Genomic DNA, 18,134 nt, shown 5'->3' on the forward strand with positions numbered 1-18,134 from the left:
CGTTCAACTGTTACGGGGCGTAGTCAGATGATAACTCTAGTTACAGCACTGCTCGTGGTCGCGGTGTTCCTGCGCACGTTCGTGGGGTATCTCGCCACCCGCGACCCCGTGCAGGGGCACATCACGCTGATCTTCCTGCCGCTGGTGGTGATCTGCGCCACCGGCGTCGTGCGCGAGCTCACCGGCCGGCCCGTCCCAGGGGCCGCGGTCGCGACCGGGCTGCTCATGCTGCAGCCGTACCTGACGCTGCGGCTCACCGCCCAGTTGCGGCACGTGCCGACCTGGCTGGACCGCACCCTGCTGGTCGCGCTGGCGGCGAGCATCGTGGCCGTCGCGACCGCGCCCCGCCCGCTCGACCTCGGGTACCTGCTGCTGGCCACCGGCGCGTTCGCCATGACCGAGGTGATCGCCGGCAGCTACCTGCTGCTCGGCGCGCAGCGGCGCTCCGGCTCGGCCAGGGCGAGGCTGCGCATCGCCGCGGCCGCCACCTACCTGCTCGTGACGATGATGCTGATGCTGTTCGCCGGCGCCGTGCTGCACCCGGGCACGACGAGCTGGCTCGCGCCGGCCGGGCGGGTCGTCGCGCTGGTCTCCGCGGTCGGCTACCTCATCGCGTTCACGCCGACCGCCTGGCTGCGCCGGATGATGTCGGCGACCATCTGGTACGAGGCGACCGAAGACCTCCAGCGGCTGCCCGCCGCCGTCAGCACCGGCCAGGTCTGGCGCCGGTACGTCCAGGTGGTGCACGAGACCACCGGCACCGACGCGGTCGTGCTGGTCCGGGCCACTCCCGGCGGCCGGCTCGACCAGGTCGCGGCGGTCTGCCGGTCCGGCGCGAGCCTGCCGCACGACCCGATGCCGGAGCTGACCGCCGAGGACCTCGACCAGCTGCTCGCCGCCCGCCAGCCGGTCCCGGCCGGCTCGGCCCGCCGGGCGGCGCCGCAGCTCGCGGAGTACTACGCGCAGACCACCGGCGCCCGCCTGGTCACCGCGCTGGAGGTGCCGCTGCCCGCGGACGAGTGCGGGGCCGTGCTGCTGCTGGACCGCTACCGGGCCCTGTTCACCGCCGACGACCTGCGCCTCGCCGCCGTGCTCGGCGGCCAGGCCAAGGCGCTCGCCGAGCGCAGCACCACGCTCGCCGAGCAGCGCCACCTGACCGAGCAGCTGGCCGCGTCCGTGGCCGCGCTCACCCACGCCAGCCAGGCCAAGAGCGACTTTCTCGCCGGGATGAGCCACGAGCTGCGGACCCCGCTGAACGCGATCATCGGGTTCAGCGATTTGATGCGGGCCGAGCAGCCCGAGGGCGACCGGCGCACCGTACCGGCCGACTGGGTCGAGCACATCCACAACAGCGGCCGGCACCTGCTCGGGCTGATCAACGACATCCTCGACCTGGCCAAGGTCGAGGCGGGGCGGCTGGAGCTCAACCCGGAGCCGCTCGGCCTCGACGTCGCCGTCAACGACGTGATCACCGGCCTGCGGCCGCTCACCGACCGCAAGCGGCTGGAGGTGCTGATCGACGTGCCGAGGCTCGCGGTCCGCGCCGACCCGCTGCGCTTCCGGCAGATCCTGGACAACCTGCTGTCCAACGCGATCAAGTTCACCCCCGAGGGTGGCCGGATCGCGCTGAGCGCCGCGCGGGAGTCCGGTGAGGTGGCGCTGACCGTCGCCGACAGCGGCGTCGGCATCGCCGCGGAGAACCACGCCCGGGTGTTCGAGGAGTTCCAGCAGGTCGGCAACGCCGCCCAGCGGCAGGCCGGGACCGGGCTGGGGCTCGCGCTGACCCGCCGGCTGGTCGAGGCGCACGGCGGCTCGATCGTGCTGCAGTCCGCGCTCGGTGAGGGCAGCCGGTTCACCGTCCGGCTGCCGGACGCGACCGCCGAGCTGCCCGCCGCGCCCGCCGCCCTGCCGGTCGCCGAGCCGGTCGGCGTCGCCCGCGGCCGGGTGCTGATCATCGACGACGACGCGCGCGCCGCCGAGCTGCTCATGACGTACCTCGCCGCCGCCGGGTACCAGGTGCGCGTGGCGCCCGGCGGGCAGGAGGGCCTCTCCGCGGCGCGGACGTGGCAGCCCGATGCGATCCTGCTCGACGTCGTCATGCCGGGCCTTGACGGCTGGGACGTGATCCGCGAGCTGAAGCACGAGGAGGCGCTGCGCGGCATCCCGGTCTTCTTCGCCACGATCATCGACGACCGGAAGGCCGGCATGTCGCTGGGCGCCACCGACTTCTTCATCAAGCCCGTCGACCACGACCTGCTGCTCGCCCAGCTGGCCCGGCACGTGGTGCCCTCCAGCGGCGCCGAGACCGCCGCGGTGCTGGTCGTCGACCGCGACGACCAGACCCGCCGCGTGGTCGAGCAGCACCTGCGCGACGGCGGCATCGACGTGGTCACCTGCGACGACGGGCCGGAAGGGCTGCGGCTGTCCCGCGACCGGCACTTCGACCTGATCATCTGCGACCTGCAGATGGCCGACGTCGACGGGTTCGCGCTGCTCGCCGGCCTGGAGGGCGACCCGGCGACCCGGGGGATCCCGGTGCTGGCGCTGACCGAGCCCGACCTGTCCGACGACGACCGGGTCCGCCTGACCGGCAAGGTCATCGGCACCATGCCGCGCAGCGCCGCCGCCGCCGACGGCGTCCGCGAGTGGGTCGACCTGGCCGCCGTGGCCAGCACCCTCTCCGAAGCCCGCACCGACGGCGCCGCCGCCGGCACAAAGAGCGCCGACACGGACGGCAAGACGCTGGAAGGCGTACCAGGAACGGAGGCCCGGCAGGCATGAGCAAGGTGCTGCTCGTCGAGGACGAGGAACTGAACCGGGTGCTGGTCAGGGCGATCCTGGCCCGCGCCACCGACGACGTCATCCGCGGGATCGAGCTGCTGGAGGCGGGCAGCCTGGAACTGGCGCGCGACGCGCTCGCGCGGACCGCCGTCGACGTGATTTTGCTGGACGTCAACCTGCCCGACGGCAACGGGCTGAGCCTCGCCACGGACCTCAGCACCCAGCCCGACCGGCCGCAGGTCATCGCCCTGACCGCCAGCGTGCTGCCGCACGAGCGGGCCGCGGCGATGAGCGCCGGCTGCGACGCGTTCCTCGACAAGCCGTACGGCGCGCAGGACCTATTGAAGATTCTCGCTTCACATCTCCCCTGACAGGTGCGTTTGAGCGTCACCTGCCCCGGGGTAGGTGGGAGCACGCTCACTCGTCGTGAAAGGGGAGGAACGGGTGCGGACGCTCGCCGAAGGTCTACGCCTGCAGATGGACGCGCTGGACTACGTCCTCCTGTCGCTGTACTTCATCACCGTCCTGGGCGTGGGTCTCGCCGCCCGCCGCTCCGTCAAGAACAGCACCGACTTCTTCCTGTCCGGCCGCTCGCTGCCGGCCTGGGTCACGGGCCTCGCCTTCATCTCCGCCAACCTGGGCGCGCTGGAGATCCTGGGCATGGCCGCCAACGGCGCCAAGTACGGCATGATGACGGTCCACTACTACTGGGTCGGCGCCGTGCCGGCCATGGTGTTCCTCGGCATCGTGATGATGCCCTTCTACTACGGCTCCAAGGTCCGCAGCGTCCCCGAGTACATGCGGCGCCGCTTCAACCGGCCGGCCCACCTGCTCAACGCGCTGTCGTTCGCGCTCGCCCAGGTCCTCATCGCCGGCGTCAACCTGTACGCGCTGGCGCTGATCATGCAGGCGCTGCTCGGCTGGCCACTGTGGACCGCGGTCGTGGTCGGCGCGGCGATCGTGCTGGCCTACATCACCCTCGGTGGTCTGTCCAGCGCGATCTACAACGAGGTCCTGCAGTTCTTCGTGATCATCGCCGGCCTGCTGCCGATCGCGATCATCGGCCTGGTGAAGGTGGGCGGGATGGACGGGCTGTTCGACGCGGTCCGCACCACGAAGCTCGGCGAGGCCGGCCTGCACACCTGGGCCGACACCGGCGGCAGCGACAACCCGCTCGGCGCGTCCTGGTTCGGCATCGTGTTCGGCCTCGGCTTCGTGCTGTCGTTCGGGTACTGGACGACGAACTTCGCCGAGGTCCAGCGCGGCCTGTCCGCGCGCAACATGAGCGCCGCCCGCCGCACGCCGATCATCGCGGCCTACCCGAAGCTGGTCATCCCGTTCGTGACCGTCATCCCGGGCCTGGTCGCGCTGGTGACGGTCAAAGGGCTCGGTGCCGACCAGGGCGACCTGCAGTACAACAACGCCATCCCGCTGCTCATGCGCGACTTCCTGCCCAACGGGGTGCTCGGCATCGCGGTGACCGGCCTGCTCGCCTCGTTCATGGCGGGTATGGCGGCCAACGTCTCCGGGTTCAACACGGTGTTCACGTACGACATCTGGCAGGAGTACGTGAAACGCGACAAGCCCGACGGCTACTACCTGCGCATCGGCCGGTGGATCACGGTCGTCGGCGTCGTGATCGGCATCGGCACCGCGTTCATCGCCTCCGGCTACAGCAACATCATGGACTACATCCAGGCGCTGTTCTCGCTGTTCAACGCCCCGCTGTTCGCGACGTTCATCATCGGCATGTTCTGGAAGCGGATGACCGCGTGGGCCGGCTTCTGGGGGCTGCTCACCGGCACGCTCGCCGCGTTCATCGTCTACGCCGGCTACAAGTGGTGGGGCTGGTTCACGTTCGGCTCCGACCTCGACGAGTCGTTCTGGGGCGCCGGGATCGCGTTCGTGACCGTCACGATCGTCGCCGTCGCCGTCACACTGTTCACCACCCGGAAGACCGACGACGAGCTCAGCGGGCTCGTGTACGGCATCGGCGACCACGACCTGACCGCCGGCGCGCTCGCCGGTGACCGGGCCTGGTACCGCTCCCCGGTGCTGCTCGGCGCCGGCGCGCTGATCCTGGCCGTCGCGTTCTACCTGCCGTTCCTGTAGCCGTTCCACCACCGTTCCTGTAGTGGAGCCCGCCGTTCCTGTAGTGGAGAAGGTGCCTGCAGATGTCTGACCAGACGACGAGAGCCGAGACCGTCAGGGCGGCCCGCCTGTTCGACGTGCGCCGCGTGATCGGTGGCCTGTTCACCGTGTACGGGGTGATCGTCACCATCCTCGGCGTGTTCGACTCCCAGGCGGAGATCGACAAGGCGGCCGGGGTCCGCATCAACCTGTGGATCGGGCTCGGCATGCTCGCGCTCGGCCTGCTGTTCCTGCTCTGGCAGTGGTGGCGCCCCGCCGAGCCGCCGCCGCCGAGCGACATCCCACCGGCCGACGAGATTCGGGAGTAACGGCCGGTTCCGGGTTCCGGCGCGGCAGGGCACACTGCGCGGCATGAAGATCGTGCTTGCCGACGCCGCGCCGGAACCGGAGTTCCTGGCCGGGACGGCCATCGTCGTCGCGCTGCTCTGTGTCGCGTTCGTCGCCGCGCTGGTCGTGCTCATCGTCTGGCTGGTCCGGCGGACGAAGAACAGCCGGTACTAGAGACGGAAAACAGCCGGGACTAGAGCAGCAGCAGCCCGATGAGCACCGACGTGGCGTTCGCCCCGAGACTCGTCACCAGCAGCAGCGCCGGGTCGCGGCGGCAGGCGGCCAGCAGCACCGCCGCCTCCGCGACCACGACGGCGGCCTCGGCCGCCCAGAACCGCCCGGCGGACGGCCGCGGCGCGAGAAACCACCACAGCAGCGGGTGGGTGAGCAGGTTGACCGCCGCGCCCAGCAGCACCGCCCGCCGCCACGCCGCCAGCCGCAGCGCGGTCAGCGCCAGCGCGTACAGCGGCACCTCTACAGCGAGGGTCAGCAGCAGCGCCGGGATCACCCCATGAAGGTAACGCTGCCGTTCGTCGCCGCTGCCGCGGCCGCGCTCGCCGTCGCGCTCGGCGCGCCCCTCGCGACGACCGTGCTCGGACTGATCGCGTTCGGGGTCCTGCACAACGTGCTGGAGCTGCGGTACGTCGCCGGCCGGTTCGCCCCGGTGCTCAACGGCCGGTTCCTCGCCGTGCTGTTCGGGCTGATCAGCGCCATCGTGCTGTGCCGGATCGCCGCGATGTTCGTCGGGCAGCCGGCCCGTGACGCCGAGATCCTGGTCGGCTACGCCGTGCTGGCCGCCGGCTGCGCGCACGCGCTGCGCGGGTGGCTGCTCGCCGGTGCCGGCGGGATCCTGACGGTGGCGGCGGCGGTGTCGCTGACCTGGCCCGGTTACCACTTCGTGGTCCTCGCCCACCTGCACAACGTGGTGCCGTTGTTCTTCCTCTGGGAGTGGGCCGCCGCGCTGCCGGCGGCGACCCGCCGCTGGTTCCGGGCCGTGCAGGTGGGCTGGGTGCTGGTGGTGCCCGCCGCCGTCCTGGCCGGTGCCTTCGACGTGTCCGCGGTCTCCCCGTCGACCGTGGCGGCGTTCGCCGGCGACCCCGCGAAGATCGTGGCGCTCAGCGCGCCGCCCGGGTCGGATGCGTCCGTCGGCGCCCGGTTCCTGGTGGTGTTCGCGTTCCTGCAGACCATGCACTACTTCGTGTGGGTCTGGTTCCTGCCCCGGTACGCCCCGGACGCGGCCCGCGCGTTCGAACGCCGGGTGCCGTGGCTGCGCGGCCCCCGGGCCTGGGTGCTCGGCGCCGGTCTCGGCCTGGCGCTCGGCGTGCTGTTCGCCGTCGACTATGCCTCCGGCCGGGCGCTGTACAGCGCATTCGCCTCATATCACGCATATGTGGAGTTTCCGGTACTGCTGGCGCTGCTCCTCGGCGCCGGTGCAGCCCGTTCACAGCTGGTTTTCAGGGAAACCGCATCCGGCGGTCAGCCTCCGGCGGCAGTCTCGACGGTGACAGGGGATCACTGAGCAAACTGGAGCGAATCATGACGCGGCTGCTTGTGGTCGACGACGAGCCGGACATCGTCGAGCTGCTCTCCGCGAGCCTGAAGTACCACGGCTACGACGTCGCCAGCGCCACGAGCGGGCGCCAGGCGATGGAGGAGGCCCGGCGCTTCCGACCGGACATGATCCTGCTCGACGTGATGATGCCCGAGCTCGACGGCTTCGAGGTGCTGCGCAAGCTGCGCGGCGAGGGCACCCGCGTGCCGGTGCTGTTCCTCACCGCCCGCGACGCCACCGAGGACAAGATCAAAGGGCTCACGCTCGGCGGCGACGACTACGTCACCAAGCCGTTCAGCCTCTCCGAGATCCTCGCCCGGATCCAGGCGGTGCTGCGCCGGGTCGCCGACCCCGCCGGCGGCGCCGGGGCCGCGTCGTCGCGGCTGACCTTCGCCGACATCGAGCTCGACGAGGACACCCACGAGGTGTTCAAGGCGGGCCAGGAGGTCCAGCTGTCCCCGACGGAGTTCAAGCTGCTGCGGTACTTCATGACCAACCCGGGCCGGGTGCTGTCCAAGGCCCAGATCCTGGACCACGTGTGGCAGTACGACTTCGGCGGCGACGCCGGCGTCGTCGAGTCCTACGTGTCCTACCTGCGCAAGAAGATCGACACCTCCGAGCCGCGGCTGCTGCAGACGCTGCGCGGGGTCGGCTACTCGCTGCGGTTGCCCCGGACATGAGCGCCTGGCCGCTGCGGGTCAAGCTGGTCGCCCTGATGCTGGTGCTGCTGACCGCGGCCCTGGTGGTCACCGGCGGCGTCAGCCTCTACAGCACCCGCTCCTTCGCCAACCAGCGCGTCGACGACCAGCTGCGCAACAGCATCGGCAAACGCGACATCTGCCAGACGCGCCAGGGGCAGGACCCGTACGGCCCGGCCCAGCGCAGCGCCTACTGGGTCGGCTGCGCGCTGAACGCGGACGACCCGCTCGCGCAGCGCACGTTCCTGCCCAGCGCGGGCGACGACAGCCAGGGCGCGCCCGACCTGCCGGCCACCACCGTCGCCGGTCTCGTCCAGGGGGCCGAGCTCACCCCGCAGAACGAGTACCTGCTGACGGTCCCGCCCAAGGGCGGCGTGGGCCACGACTGGCGCGTCATCGTGTCGCAGCAGCCCAACCCCATCACCGGCCGCCAGTGGGTGGTGGTCGGGCTGAGCCTGGACGAGGTCGACGAGACCGTCAACCGGCAGCTGTGGGTGACCGTCGGCGTCGGCGCCGGGGTACTGGTGCTGCTCGCGGTCGTCGCGTACCTGCTCGTCCGGTCCAGCCTGCGCCCCCTCGTCGAGGTCGAGCAGACCGCGGAGGCGATCGCGGCCGGCGACCTGACGCGGCGCGTACCGGAGGCGGACCCGCGCACGGAGGTCGGCGGCCTGTCGACCGCCCTGAACACGATGCTGGGGCAGATCGAGACGGCGTTCGAGGAGCGCCGGGCCTCCGAGGAGGCGGCGCTCGCGTCGGAGGAGCGGATGCGGCGGTTCGTCGCCGACGCCAGCCACGAGCTGCGCACCCCGCTCACGTCGATCCGCGGCTTCGCCGAGTTGCACCGGCAGTCCGGCCGCGCCGACGAGAACGTCGGGCGGATCGAGCACCACGCCACCCGGATGGGTCTGCTCGTCGACGACCTGCTGCTGCTCGCCCGGATGGACCAGCAGCGGCCGCTGGAGAAGAAGCAGGTCGACCTGCTGGCGCTGGCCACCGACGCGCTCATCGACGCCCGGGTCACCGCGCACGACCACAAGCTGCGGCTGCGCACCCAGGGCGGTGACGACGACGACGTCGAGCCGGCCATCGTCCGGGGCGACGAGACCCGGCTCCGGCAGGTGCTGCAGAACCTGATCGCCAACGCGCTGACGCACACCCCCGCCGGTACCGAAATCACCGTCTTCGTCGGCACCGAGGGCCGTGACGCGGTCCTCGAGGTCGCCGACAACGGGCCGGGCATGACCGCGCAGGACGCCGAGCGGGTCTTCGAGCGGTTCTACCGCACCGACCCGAGCCGGACCCGCGCGCACGGCGGTTCCGGCCTGGGCCTGTCGATCGTCAGTGCCCTGGTGACGGCGCACGGCGGCACGGTGACCCTGCGCACCGCGCCGGGGGAGGGCGCCACGTTCCGCGTCACCCTCCCGTTGAGCGACTAGGGTCTACTGGCTGCACCCATGCCGGTGGTACGTGCACCGCCGGCGCGCCAGTTGGGTACGTGATGGACGTGGATGAGGACCGGGTCGACCTGTGGGACGTGACGCTGCGCGTCCGCCGCGAGGGCGCCGGCCCGCCGGTGCTGCTCCTGCACGGGCACGCCGGCACCCTGGACGCGTGGGACGAGCTCGCCGCGCTCCTCGCCGCCGCGCACACCGTGGTCCGGCCCGACCTGCGCGGCTACGGCGGCTCGATCCGCGAGACCGGCGAGCCGTGGCCGCGCCTCGTGCACGAGATGGCCCTGGACAGCCTGGCGCTCATGCACTCGCTCGGCCACGACAGCTTCGCCGCCGTCGGCCGCGACCTCGGCGCCCACGTCGCCGCGCGGCTGGCCCTGGAGCACCCGACGAAGGTCACCCACCTGGTCGTCATCGACGCCGTGCCGCTGCCGCCGCCCACCTGCCCGACCCTGAGCCTCTGGTCCGGCGGCGCCCCGTACACGGGGTCGCTGCTCGACTTCCTCAGTCCCGGTAGAACATGACGGCCTGCGGGTCGTGCGCCGGCAACGGGTAGGTGTGCACCACCTTCCACGCCTTGTCGAAGACCTTCACCTGCGATGAGGTGACGACGACCGCGCCGTCCGCGCGGAACCAGGCGTGCTCGATCCGGCCCAGCGCCACGCGTTGCTTGGCGACCGTGTCGTAGACCAGGGCGGTCTGGTACTGGTGACCCGGGTCGCTGTTGACGTTGCCCAGCGCCACGTACCGGCCGTCGTCGGAGACCGCCTGCACCGAGGTCGGGCACCCGGCGGTCAGCTCGCACTCGGCCAGCCCGGTCACGGGCACGGTCCGCGGCGAGCCCCCGTCCACGCCCGAGACCGTGACGGCGTCCGGCCGCTCCTGCGAGAGGTACGCGATGGTCGTCCCGCCCGGGGAGTAGGCCAGGTACCGCGGCTCGCCGGCGAGCGGGGTCCTGACCCCGGACGCGGCGTCGTACCGGGCGCCGCCGGCGATGAGTGTCGCACCGTCGGGGCTCCAGACGACGGTGTTGCCGCCGTCCCACCGTACGTTGCGCGCGACGGTCCGCCGGGCCCCGCCGCCGTCCACGACGACCAGGTCGCCCGGGGCGATCCGGTCCCGGTCCGGCGGGGTGTTGACCGCCAGCCGGGTTCCGTCCGGCGACGGGGTCGCGTAGACGTCCTTGCTGGTCGCGGTGCCGAAGGTGACGGTCTGCGGCGCGCCGCCGACGTACCGGCGCAGCTCGATCGGCTTGCCGGCCGTGAGCGTGAGGAACGACAGTTCACCGGGGATGCCGTCCGCGGCGGACGGCGCCCGCGACGTCGGCGAGGACGCGGCCGGCGAGGAGGCGGCGGAGGGCGGCGCCGACGCCGAGGCGGACCCGCCCGGCACCACGTCGGGGCGCCGGTCGTCGGCCTGGAACCGCAGGCGGTGCGGTGCATGGTGGTGGTCCTCCCGTGATGTGTACCAGTGACCGCTATAAACGCCACCCCGCCCCGATCGGGTTACCTGGATCCGGAGGAATTCTGGAAAAGCCGGCTGCCCGGGCGCCGTCCACTGTGGACGTGACCCGGGCAGCCGGCCCTGTGGGAGCTATGCCTTGGAGATGGCGTCGCCGTCGACCTTGATCGCGACGGCCTTGAGCGCCTTGCTGGCCGGGCCGTTCGCGACCGAACCGTCCGCGACCTTGAACTTGCTGCCGTGGCACGGGCAGTTGATCGTGCCGCCGGAGACGTCTCCCACGACGCAGCCGGCGTGCGTGCACACCGCGGTGAAGCACTTGAACTGGCCGGCGGTCGGCTGGGTCACCACGATCTTCTGATCCTCGAAGACCTTGCCGCCGCCGACGGGGATGTCGGAGGTCTTCGCGAAGCCGCCGCCACCGCCGGCCGGCGCGCCACCGCCAGCCGCACCCGTGACGCCGGTCCCGCCGCCGGTGTCGCCCGCCGGGGCGGGCGCGGCGGTGTCGGTGCCGGTGTCGCCGTAGGCCGCGCAGCCCGTGAGGGCCGCGGTGAGGCCGGCCGCGCCGACGCCGGCCAGCAGGGTCCGTCGAGTCGGGTTGCTCATGGTTCTTCGATCCCTTTCAGATCTTGACGCCGAATGTGGTGAAGAACCACAGCGCGGAGGTGACGAACAGGCCGGACAGCGCGGTGAAGACGAGGCCGCCGAACAGCGGCAGCGCCCAGTTGGGGACGCCCTTCTTGGCCAGGATCAGCATCTTGGCGGCGAAGGTGCCGTAGAAGAAGCAGCCGAGCAGCGAGTGCATGAGCACCCGGGTGTCGAAGTCCGCGAAGCCCAGCGCGTACAGGCAGTGCAGGGCGACGGGGATCGACGCGATGAACGCCAGCCGGCCCGACCAGCGGTGCACCCCGCCGAGCCACGCCGCGTTGCGCAGCGGGATCTTGCCGTACATGACGAGCGCGGTGAACAGCTGCACGACGGCGAGCGCGAAGGCGAGGGTGGCGAGCCACACCTTGACCGTCTGCGGGCTGGAGAAGCCGGCGACGTTCACCGCCAGGTTGGTCGGCTCGTGCACCTTGCCGTAGACGCCGAGGGCGCCGGCGACGAAGCAGGCGACCAGCACCGGCACGATGAGGGCCGCGGCCGTCTTCGGGCTGGTGGGCTGGATGACCGGAGCGGTCTGGGTCTCATCCGGGGACATGGTGACGGCTCTCCTCTCAGTAACCGGAGCTGGCGTTGGGGTTGCCCGCCTCGATCGGGACCTTGGTCCCGTCGACCGTGGCGGTCCTGCTGTTCACGTCGAACGGCGGTGCCTCGCTGGTCTCGCCGTTCCTGGTCTGGACGCCGACCTGCCGGCCGTCGGGCAGCACGACCCAGCTGGCGTCGAGCTTGTTCCGCAGTGAGGCCGCCGAGCGGTACAGGCCGGAGGGCGGGGCGGCGACCTTGACGGTGAAGCCCCACGACTTCGTGGCGGCCGTGACGGTGCCCTTGACCTGGCCGCCGCCGTAGGTGCCCTTCAGGCTGCCCTTGGCGCCGGTGAGGTCGACCTGCCCGTTGGCCATGGTGCCGTTGAGCCACGCCTCGACCTTCTTGCCGTCGCAGACGTAGGCGATCGCCTTGCCGTTGTTCACGACGATGGCCAGCGACGCCGCGCCGCCGTCGACCGCGCCGGCGTAGGTGACCGTGCCCTGCTGGGCGGCGTTGCCGCTGCCGTCGCCGGCCGGCGTGCCGGAGGCCGGGGCGCTGCTCGGCGGCGGGTCCGCCGCGGGTTGCGTGGAGGCCGCGGGCGCCGGCGCGGCGGTGGTCGCCGCCTGGTTCGCCGCTGCTTTGTTCTTCTCGACATCGTTGCTGAGGTCGACATTGAGCGTGTACAGGACGCCGGCGACAACAAGTCCGGCGCCGAGCGTGACGAGCGGTGCCTTGAACTTCATCGGTAACTCCCACAGTTGATCGCACCCGTCAGGTGCTTCGTGAATATGAGACCGAGGTTGGCGTACGGTGTCTGCGTCCAAAGACGCACAACGCAACTGCTGCAATGTCGCCAAAGTGACCAGCTTTCGAGAATGGTGCGTTCGATGCCTCGTGTCCTCGTGTGGGCGACCCACCTCGCACTGCCCCTGGCCGGGCTGTGGCTGCTGCTGACCAGGCCCGGGGCGGACGTGATCTGGCAGCATCACGACACCCATTTCTGGCTGGTGCTCACCGTCGCCGCGGTCAACATCGCAATCGGCGCGGCAATGAGCGTCGCCGCGCGCAGCCGGCAGGACGGGCGGCTGTTTCTCGTCTCGCTGGTGTTCCTTTCCGGCGCCGGATTCCTGTTCGCGCACGCGCTTGCCACGCCGAAGGTCCTCATCGCGCACCCCAACGCCGGATTCGACTCGGCGATGGCGGTCGGCCTGATCATCGGCGCCGTGCTCGCGCTGCTGTCGTCGCTGCGGCTGCCGGCCGGCATCACTCCCTGGCAGGTCGTCCTGCGGCCGGTGCTGGCGCTGGTGCTCTTCGCCTGGATCGTGGTGTCGCTGCTGGACCTGCCGCCGCTGGACCGGCAGACCCAGGTCCGCGACGTCGAGGGGCCGATGGTCGTCGCCTCCTACGCCGCGGTCGCGCTGTACCTCGTCGCCGCGGTGCGCTTCTACCTGCTGTACCGGCGCGCGCCGGGCGCGGTGCTGATCTCCGTGGTGACCGCGTTCGCGCTGCTCGCCGAGGCGATGCTGGCGGTGACCCTGGCGGACAAGTGGCGGCTGTCGTGGTGGGAGTGGCACCTGATCCTCACCGCGGCGTTCCTGTTCGTCGGGTACTCCGCGTACGTGCAGTACCGCCGCGAGGGCAGCGCGGCCGGACTCTTCGATGGCATCGCGGTCGCCGAGACCACCCGCCGGATCCGCGCGCAGTACGAGACGGCCCTGGAGGAGCTCGTCACCGCGCTGCAGGAGTCGGAGGCGGGCGGCCGCCCGCAGCGGCTGGCGGCGCGGATGGCGGAGCGCTTCGGCCTGACCGAGAAGCAGGCGGAGGTCCTGGACCGGGCGGCCGCCGCGCTGCTCGCCGAGCGGGACCTGTCCGGCCGGCTCGGCGCCCTCGTCACCGTCGGCGAGCAGGCCCGCGTCGGTGCCGGCGAGGAGGAGTTCCTGCGCTCGGCGGTGGCCGCGGTGCGGCCCTCGTTCGGCGCCGTCGAGGTCGGCCTGGTCCGCGCCGGCGTGCCCGCCGTCACCGGCGAGGACGTGCTGCCGCTGACGGTGAAGGGCCAGGTCGCCGGCGGCGTGCGGATCCCCGGCGGCGGCCGGCCCGAGCTGCGCGCGACCCTGGCCAACCAGCTGTCGATCGGCCTGGAGAACGCGCGCCTGTACGGCGAGCTGGCCACGCTCTTCCGCCAGTACATGTCGCCGGACGTCGCGGCGGCCCTGCTCGCCGACCCCGACCAGGCCGCGCTCGGCGGGCAGCTGGTCGACGTGACCGCCCTCTTCGCCGACCTGCGTGGCTTCACCACGTTCTCCGAGGCCGTCGAGCCGGGCGAGATCGTCGAGATGCTCAACCGGTACCACGGCGTCGCGGTGCCCTGCATCCTCGACAACGGCGGCACGATCGTGCAGTTCGTCGGCGACGCGCTGCTGGCGCTGTTCAACGCCCCCGCCCGGCAGCACGACCACGAGACGCGGGCGGTCCGTGCGGCGCTGCAGATGCAGGACGCGGTCCGCGCGATCGCCGCCGGGCACCCCGGCTGGCCGAGGTTCCGGGTCGGCGCCAACACCGGCCCGGCGCTGGTCGGCAACATCGGCAGCGAGCTGCTGCGCGGCTTCAACGCGATGGGCGACGCCGTCAACGTCGCGGCCCGGCTGCAGACGATCGCCGAGCCCGGCCAGGTGGTGATCGGCGGCGCCACCTTCGACGCGCTCCGCGGCGCGGTCGCGACTCCGCTCGGCGACCTGGAAGTGAAAGGACGCCGACAGACAGTCCGGGCATATGTGGTGGAGACTCTGCACTCGTGACCGAGTTCTTCGACCGGCTGAGCACCGGCGAGCAGGCCGCGCTCGAGGCGGCCGGGCACCGCCGCCAGTGGAAGCGCGGCGCGGTCATCTACCGCGAGGCGAGCCCGTCGGAGTCGGTGATCGTGCTGCGGACCGGACGGGTAAAGGTCTCCTCCGACACCGCGTCCGGCACCGAGGTGGTCCTCGCCGTGCGCGGCCCCGGGGCGCTGCTCGGCGAGTTCTCCGCGGTCGACGGCGGCCCGATGTCGGCGACCGTGACCGCGCTGGAGCCGGTGACCGCGCTGGCCGTGCCGACCCCGGAGTTCGAGCGGTACCTGCTGAGCCACGCCCGCGTGTCGATGCTGCTGATGCGGGAGCTGATCGGCCGGGTGCGCGACGCGGACCGCAAGCGGGTCGAGTTCGGCGCCTACGACACCACCGGCCGGGTCGCGGCCCGCCTGGTGGAGCTCGCCGAGCGCTTCGGCGAGCGGACCGAGGAGGGGCTGCGCATCAACCTGCCGCTGTCGCAGGACGAGCTCGCCGGCTGGACCGGGTCGTCCCGCGAGGCGGTCACGAAGGCGTTGCGCACGCTGCGTGAGGAGGGCTGGATCCAGACCGGCCGCCTGCACGTGATCGTCCGCGATCTCGCCGCATTGAGAGACCGCGCTCAATAGCCGGATTCACCCTTGCTTTGACCCTTGCACCTATGCGCATACCCGGTTGTTGATCTTTACAGATACCGGTGACCCCCTAGTCTCTCGCGACAGGTGCATCGAGGCATCGACATCATGCCTGGGTGCTTTCGCCCCACCAGGGAGGTACCTGTGCGTAAGTTGACCGTGGGACTTCTGAGTCTCACGCTTGCGTCGGGTATGGGGGTGTTCGCCGGTGGTGGTGCCGCATATGCGGTGCCGGCGTCCGGGGAACCGTCCGTAGCCGACGCCGCGTCACCCTCCGACGAGCTGCCTAACCCGTTGGAGGACAAGCGGCGCGAATCCCGTGAGGTCGCGATCTCGCAGATCCTGAGCGGCCAGGCGACGCCGGAGAAGCGTGGATCCAGCACGGTCGTGAAGATCGGCAAGAAGGGCCAGACCGGCAAGGGTGGCGACACCAAGACCAAGAAGGCCCGCGTCGACCAGTACGTCGAGCTGAGCCGCGAGAAGACCGACAAGATCTTCGTCGTCCTCGCCGAGTTCGGCAACCAGCGGCACCCGAGCTACCCGGACCAGGACACCAGCGCCGCCACCCCGGGACCCGTGGTGTTCGACGGGCCGCTGCACAACCAGATCCCCGCCCCCGACCGGTCGGTGGACAACTCGACCGTGTGGGAACAGGACTTCAGCCAGCAGTACTTCTACAACAAGTACTTCGCCACCGGCAGCGGTGCGGAGTCGCTGAAGACGTACTACGAGAAGCAGTCCTCGGGCCGCTACAGCGTCGAAGGGCTCGTCACCGACTGGGTCAAGGTCCCGTACAACGAGGCCCGGTACGGCCGCAGCAACGGCTACCCGTGCGGCAGCAACGTCTGCAGCAACACCTGGTACCTCATTCAGGACGCGATCAACGCGTGGGTCGCCGGCCAGCAGGCCCAGGGCAAGACCGACGCGCAGATCAAGGACGCCCTCGCCTCCTACGACCAGTGGGACCGCTTCGACTACGACGGCGACGGCGACTTCAACGAGCCCGACGGCTACATCGACCACTTCCAGATCGTCCACTCCGGTGGCGACCAGGCCGATGGCGACCCGTACCAGGGTGAGGACGCGATCTGGAGCCACCGCTGGGCGGCGTTCCAGAACTTCACCAGCGGCCCGTCGTTCAACCAGATGGGCGGCACGCAGATCGGCACCACCGGTCTGTGGGTGCGTGACTACACGATCCAGCCCGAGAACGGCGGCCTGAGCGTGTTCGCGCACGAGTACGGCCACGACCTCGGCCTGCCGGACCACTACGACACCTCGGGCGCCGGCGGCAACGCCGAGAACCCGGTCAACTGGTGGACCATCATGGCGCAGAGCCGGGTCAGTAAGGCGGGCGACAACAACATCGCCGACCGCGCCGCCGACCTCGGCGCGTGGGACAAGCTGCAGCTCGGCTGGCTCGACTACGAGATCGTCGTGGCCGGGCAGAACAAGACGCTGGACCTCGGGCCGCACGAGTACAACAGCAAGAAGGCCCAGGCCGTCGTGGTGGTCCTGCCGAAGAAGCAGATCGTCACGCCGCTGCCGACCCCGCCGGAAGGCACCAAGTCGTGGTGGAGCGGCTCCGGCAACAACCTCAACAACTCGCTGACCCGCACCGTGACGCTGCCTGCGGGCACGTCGACGCTGAGCTTCAAGGCGGCGTGGGACATCGAGGACTGCGGCCCCGACGCGTGCGACTACGCGTACGTCGAGGTGGATGACGGCACCGGGTACCAGTCGATCCCGGGCTCGATCACCACCGCGGCCGAGGGCAACGGCATCGACGGCACCAGCGCGGGTTTCGTGCCGGCGACCTTCGACCTGTCCGCCTACGCGGGCAAGACGGTCGGCCTGCGGTTCCACTACTTCACCGACGGTGCCGCTGTCGGCCAGGGCTTCTTCGTCGACGACATCAAGGTGACCAACGGCGCGACCACGGTCTTCGCCGACGGTGCCGAGGCCGGGGCCAACGGCTGGACCGCGGTCGGTTTCACCGCCCAGGGCAGCGCGCTGACCACCGAGTACGACAACTTCTACATCGCGTCGAACCGTACGTACACGTCCTGGGACCAGTACCTCAAGGCGGGCCCGTACAACTTCGGCTTCGCCGACAGGCCCGACTTCGTCGAGCACTTCCCGTACGAGGCCGGCCTCCTGGTGACCTACTGGGACACGTCGTACTCGGACAACAACACCAGCCAGCACCACGGCGGTGGCCGGATCCTGCCCGTCGACGCGCACCCCGACCTGATCTACAAGCTGGACGGCACCCCGTGGCGTCCGCGCATCCAGGGCTACGACGCGACGTTCGGCCTGACCAAGGCCAGCTCGTTCACGCTGCACTACGGCCCGAACAGCACCGCGAGCTACATCCGCGGCCAGGCCGGCAACGCCACGTTCGACGACAGCAAGAACTACTACCGTGAGGACCCCGCCACCAGCACGTACTACGGCGTCAAGGTCCCCAATCACGGTGTCAAGATCAAGGTTGTCTCGACCGACGGCACCAGCATGAAGATCCGCATCACCGGCTGAACCGCTAGCCGCTGATTGGTCACCGCGCGGAACCGCGCACGGCGGGAGGAGGTCCAAGTGCCATGAACCGAGCACTGGGCCTCCTCCTCGCCGTCACCGCCCTCTCCGTCTCCGGCTGCGCCGCCAGGCCCGCCGACCGGGCCGCCGCGCCGCCACCGTCGGTCTCGGCGGCCCCCTCCGGCACCCCCGCACCGTCCGCCTCGGGCTCGAAGGCCGCGCCCACCCCCGGCGACTCGGTGATCACGCTGCCGTCCGGGGTACCGAAGACCACCGCGCCCCACGAGCCGACCGACGACTTCACCGTGCTCACCACGACCGGCCAGGTCCGCATCGACGGTGCCTGCGTCGAGCTGGTCACCGACAAGATCGTGTGGGTGTTGGTCGGCCCGTCCGCCGCCGGGCTGCGCGCCGGCCAGCGGGTCAAGGTCACCGGCCTGCCGGACCCGGGCTTCGAGTCGCCGTGCACCGGCAGCCCGTTGAAGGTCAACACGGTCACCCCGGCCTAGTGACCCGCCGCGCGGCGCCGCGGCGAA

Annotated in this window: 18 protein-coding genes; 13 read left to right on the forward strand and 5 right to left on the reverse strand. The window is 71.2% G+C overall.

From position 1 onward, the window contains the following. The first annotated feature begins 54 nt into the window (after nucleotides 1–54). From AB0H83_RS28325 to AB0H83_RS28345, 5 genes are all read left to right on the forward strand, one after another. Complete coding sequence (locus tag AB0H83_RS28325) at nucleotides 55–2,781, forward strand: response regulator (RefSeq protein ID WP_360099637.1); 2,727 nt, start codon at nucleotides 55–57, stop codon at nucleotides 2,779–2,781. Then, the gene (locus tag AB0H83_RS28330; RefSeq protein ID WP_360099639.1) at nucleotides 2,778–3,152 is read left to right on the forward strand and encodes a response regulator; all 375 of its coding nucleotides are present in this window, start codon (nucleotides 2,778–2,780) and stop codon (nucleotides 3,150–3,152) included. The genes AB0H83_RS28325 and AB0H83_RS28330 overlap by 4 nt, the downstream gene beginning before the upstream one ends. Before the next feature lie 106 nt (nucleotides 3,153–3,258). Then, the gene (locus tag AB0H83_RS28335) at nucleotides 3,259–4,893 is read left to right on the forward strand and encodes a sodium:solute symporter family protein (protein ID WP_360099703.1); all 1,635 of its coding nucleotides are present in this window, start codon (nucleotides 3,259–3,261) and stop codon (nucleotides 4,891–4,893) included. Nucleotides 4,894–4,955: 62 nt separating this feature from the next. Continuing rightward, nucleotides 4,956–5,240, forward strand: coding sequence for a hypothetical protein (locus tag AB0H83_RS28340; protein ID WP_360099641.1), 285 nt, complete (start codon nucleotides 4,956–4,958; stop codon nucleotides 5,238–5,240). A 43-nt stretch (nucleotides 5,241–5,283) separates the two neighbouring features. Next, nucleotides 5,284–5,433, forward strand: coding sequence for a hypothetical protein (locus AB0H83_RS28345; RefSeq protein WP_360099643.1), 150 nt, complete (start codon nucleotides 5,284–5,286; stop codon nucleotides 5,431–5,433). 19 nt (nucleotides 5,434–5,452) lie between these two features. On the opposite strand, the gene AB0H83_RS28350 is transcribed toward AB0H83_RS28345, so the two are convergent. Continuing rightward, the gene (locus tag AB0H83_RS28350) at nucleotides 5,453–5,767 is read right to left on the reverse strand and encodes a hypothetical protein (protein WP_360099645.1); all 315 of its coding nucleotides are present in this window, start codon (nucleotides 5,765–5,767) and stop codon (nucleotides 5,453–5,455) included. Nucleotides 5,768–5,770: 3 nt separating this feature from the next. On the opposite strand from AB0H83_RS28350, the gene AB0H83_RS28355 reads away from it, so the two are divergent. From AB0H83_RS28355 to AB0H83_RS28370, 4 genes are all read left to right on the forward strand, one after another. Then, nucleotides 5,771–6,778, forward strand: coding sequence for a hypothetical protein (locus AB0H83_RS28355; RefSeq protein ID WP_360099647.1), 1,008 nt, complete (start codon nucleotides 5,771–5,773; stop codon nucleotides 6,776–6,778). Between the two features lie 17 nt (nucleotides 6,779–6,795). Then, complete coding sequence (locus AB0H83_RS28360) at nucleotides 6,796–7,491, forward strand: response regulator transcription factor (protein WP_360099649.1); 696 nt, start codon at nucleotides 6,796–6,798, stop codon at nucleotides 7,489–7,491. Next, nucleotides 7,488–8,945: a HAMP domain-containing sensor histidine kinase gene (locus AB0H83_RS28365; RefSeq protein ID WP_360099651.1), complete on the forward strand. Its 1,458-nt coding sequence runs from the start codon at nucleotides 7,488–7,490 to the stop codon at nucleotides 8,943–8,945. Before AB0H83_RS28360 ends, AB0H83_RS28365 begins: the two co-directional genes overlap by 4 nt. 68 nt (nucleotides 8,946–9,013) lie before the next feature. After that, entirely contained in the window at nucleotides 9,014–9,484 is a 471-nt protein-coding gene (locus tag AB0H83_RS28370; RefSeq protein WP_360099653.1) for an alpha/beta fold hydrolase, read from the forward strand. Here AB0H83_RS28370 and AB0H83_RS28375 read toward each other — a convergent pair. From AB0H83_RS28375 to AB0H83_RS28390, 4 genes are all read right to left on the reverse strand, one after another. Next, nucleotides 9,465–10,355, reverse strand: coding sequence for a hypothetical protein (locus AB0H83_RS28375; protein WP_360099655.1), 891 nt, complete (start codon nucleotides 10,353–10,355; stop codon nucleotides 9,465–9,467). The two genes, AB0H83_RS28370 and AB0H83_RS28375, sit on opposite strands and share 20 nt — an antisense overlap. Before the next feature lie 198 nt (nucleotides 10,356–10,553). Next, on the reverse strand, nucleotides 10,554–11,027 hold the full coding sequence (locus AB0H83_RS28380; protein WP_360099657.1) for a Rieske (2Fe-2S) protein: 474 nt from the start codon (nucleotides 11,025–11,027) through the stop codon (nucleotides 10,554–10,556). Between the two features lie 16 nt (nucleotides 11,028–11,043). Beyond that, a complete protein-coding gene (locus tag AB0H83_RS28385) occupies nucleotides 11,044–11,622 on the reverse strand; it encodes a DUF6529 family protein (protein ID WP_360099659.1) in 579 nt (192 codons plus the stop codon). 16 nt (nucleotides 11,623–11,638) lie between these two features. Next, nucleotides 11,639–12,352 (reverse strand): hypothetical protein, encoded by a 714-nt coding sequence (locus AB0H83_RS28390; protein WP_360099661.1) that lies wholly within the window; start codon nucleotides 12,350–12,352, stop codon nucleotides 11,639–11,641. 144 nt (nucleotides 12,353–12,496) lie between these two features. Here AB0H83_RS28390 and AB0H83_RS28395 point away from each other — a divergent pair, with 144 nt between their 5' ends. From AB0H83_RS28395 to AB0H83_RS28410, 4 genes are all read left to right on the forward strand, one after another. Further along, a complete protein-coding gene (locus tag AB0H83_RS28395; RefSeq protein WP_360099663.1) occupies nucleotides 12,497–14,404 on the forward strand; it encodes an adenylate/guanylate cyclase domain-containing protein in 1,908 nt (635 codons plus the stop codon). Then, the gene (locus AB0H83_RS28400; RefSeq protein WP_360099665.1) at nucleotides 14,401–15,057 is read left to right on the forward strand and encodes a Crp/Fnr family transcriptional regulator; all 657 of its coding nucleotides are present in this window, start codon (nucleotides 14,401–14,403) and stop codon (nucleotides 15,055–15,057) included. Before AB0H83_RS28395 ends, AB0H83_RS28400 begins: the two co-directional genes overlap by 4 nt. 150 nt (nucleotides 15,058–15,207) lie before the next feature. After that, entirely contained in the window at nucleotides 15,208–17,601 is a 2,394-nt protein-coding gene (locus tag AB0H83_RS28405) for an immune inhibitor A domain-containing protein (protein WP_360099667.1), read from the forward strand. 62 nt (nucleotides 17,602–17,663) lie between these two features. Further along, complete coding sequence (locus AB0H83_RS28410) at nucleotides 17,664–18,107, forward strand: hypothetical protein (protein WP_360099669.1); 444 nt, start codon at nucleotides 17,664–17,666, stop codon at nucleotides 18,105–18,107. The last annotated feature ends 27 nt before the right edge of the window (nucleotides 18,108–18,134 follow it).

Source organism: Dactylosporangium sp. NPDC050688 (assembly GCF_040654515.1).
Lineage (GTDB): Bacteria > Actinomycetota > Actinomycetes > Mycobacteriales > Micromonosporaceae > Dactylosporangium.

What these genes read in the sequence shown, in the direction of transcription:
- AB0H83_RS28330 (WP_360099639.1), top strand. Translation starts at nt 2,778, where the DNA reads ATGAGCAAGGTGCTGCTCGTCGAGGACGAGGAACTGAACCGGGTGCTG.
- AB0H83_RS28335 (WP_360099703.1), top strand. Translation starts at nt 3,259, where the DNA reads ATGGACGCGCTGGACTACGTCCTCCTGTCGCTGTACTTCATCACCGTC.
- AB0H83_RS28340 (WP_360099641.1), top strand. Translation starts at nt 4,956, where the DNA reads ATGTCTGACCAGACGACGAGAGCCGAGACCGTCAGGGCGGCCCGCCTG.
- AB0H83_RS28345 (WP_360099643.1), top strand. Translation starts at nt 5,284, where the DNA reads ATGAAGATCGTGCTTGCCGACGCCGCGCCGGAACCGGAGTTCCTGGCC.
- AB0H83_RS28355 (WP_360099647.1), top strand. Translation starts at nt 5,771, where the DNA reads ATGAAGGTAACGCTGCCGTTCGTCGCCGCTGCCGCGGCCGCGCTCGCC.
- AB0H83_RS28360 (WP_360099649.1), top strand. Translation starts at nt 6,796, where the DNA reads ATGACGCGGCTGCTTGTGGTCGACGACGAGCCGGACATCGTCGAGCTG.
- AB0H83_RS28365 (WP_360099651.1), top strand. Translation starts at nt 7,488, where the DNA reads ATGAGCGCCTGGCCGCTGCGGGTCAAGCTGGTCGCCCTGATGCTGGTG.
- AB0H83_RS28380 (WP_360099657.1), bottom strand. Translation starts at nt 11,027, where the DNA reads ATGAGCAACCCGACTCGACGGACCCTGCTGGCCGGCGTCGGCGCGGCC.
- AB0H83_RS28385 (WP_360099659.1), bottom strand. Translation starts at nt 11,622, where the DNA reads ATGTCCCCGGATGAGACCCAGACCGCTCCGGTCATCCAGCCCACCAGC.
- AB0H83_RS28390 (WP_360099661.1), bottom strand. Translation starts at nt 12,352, where the DNA reads ATGAAGTTCAAGGCACCGCTCGTCACGCTCGGCGCCGGACTTGTTGTC.
- AB0H83_RS28395 (WP_360099663.1), top strand. Translation starts at nt 12,497, where the DNA reads ATGCCTCGTGTCCTCGTGTGGGCGACCCACCTCGCACTGCCCCTGGCC.
- AB0H83_RS28410 (WP_360099669.1), top strand. Translation starts at nt 17,664, where the DNA reads ATGAACCGAGCACTGGGCCTCCTCCTCGCCGTCACCGCCCTCTCCGTC.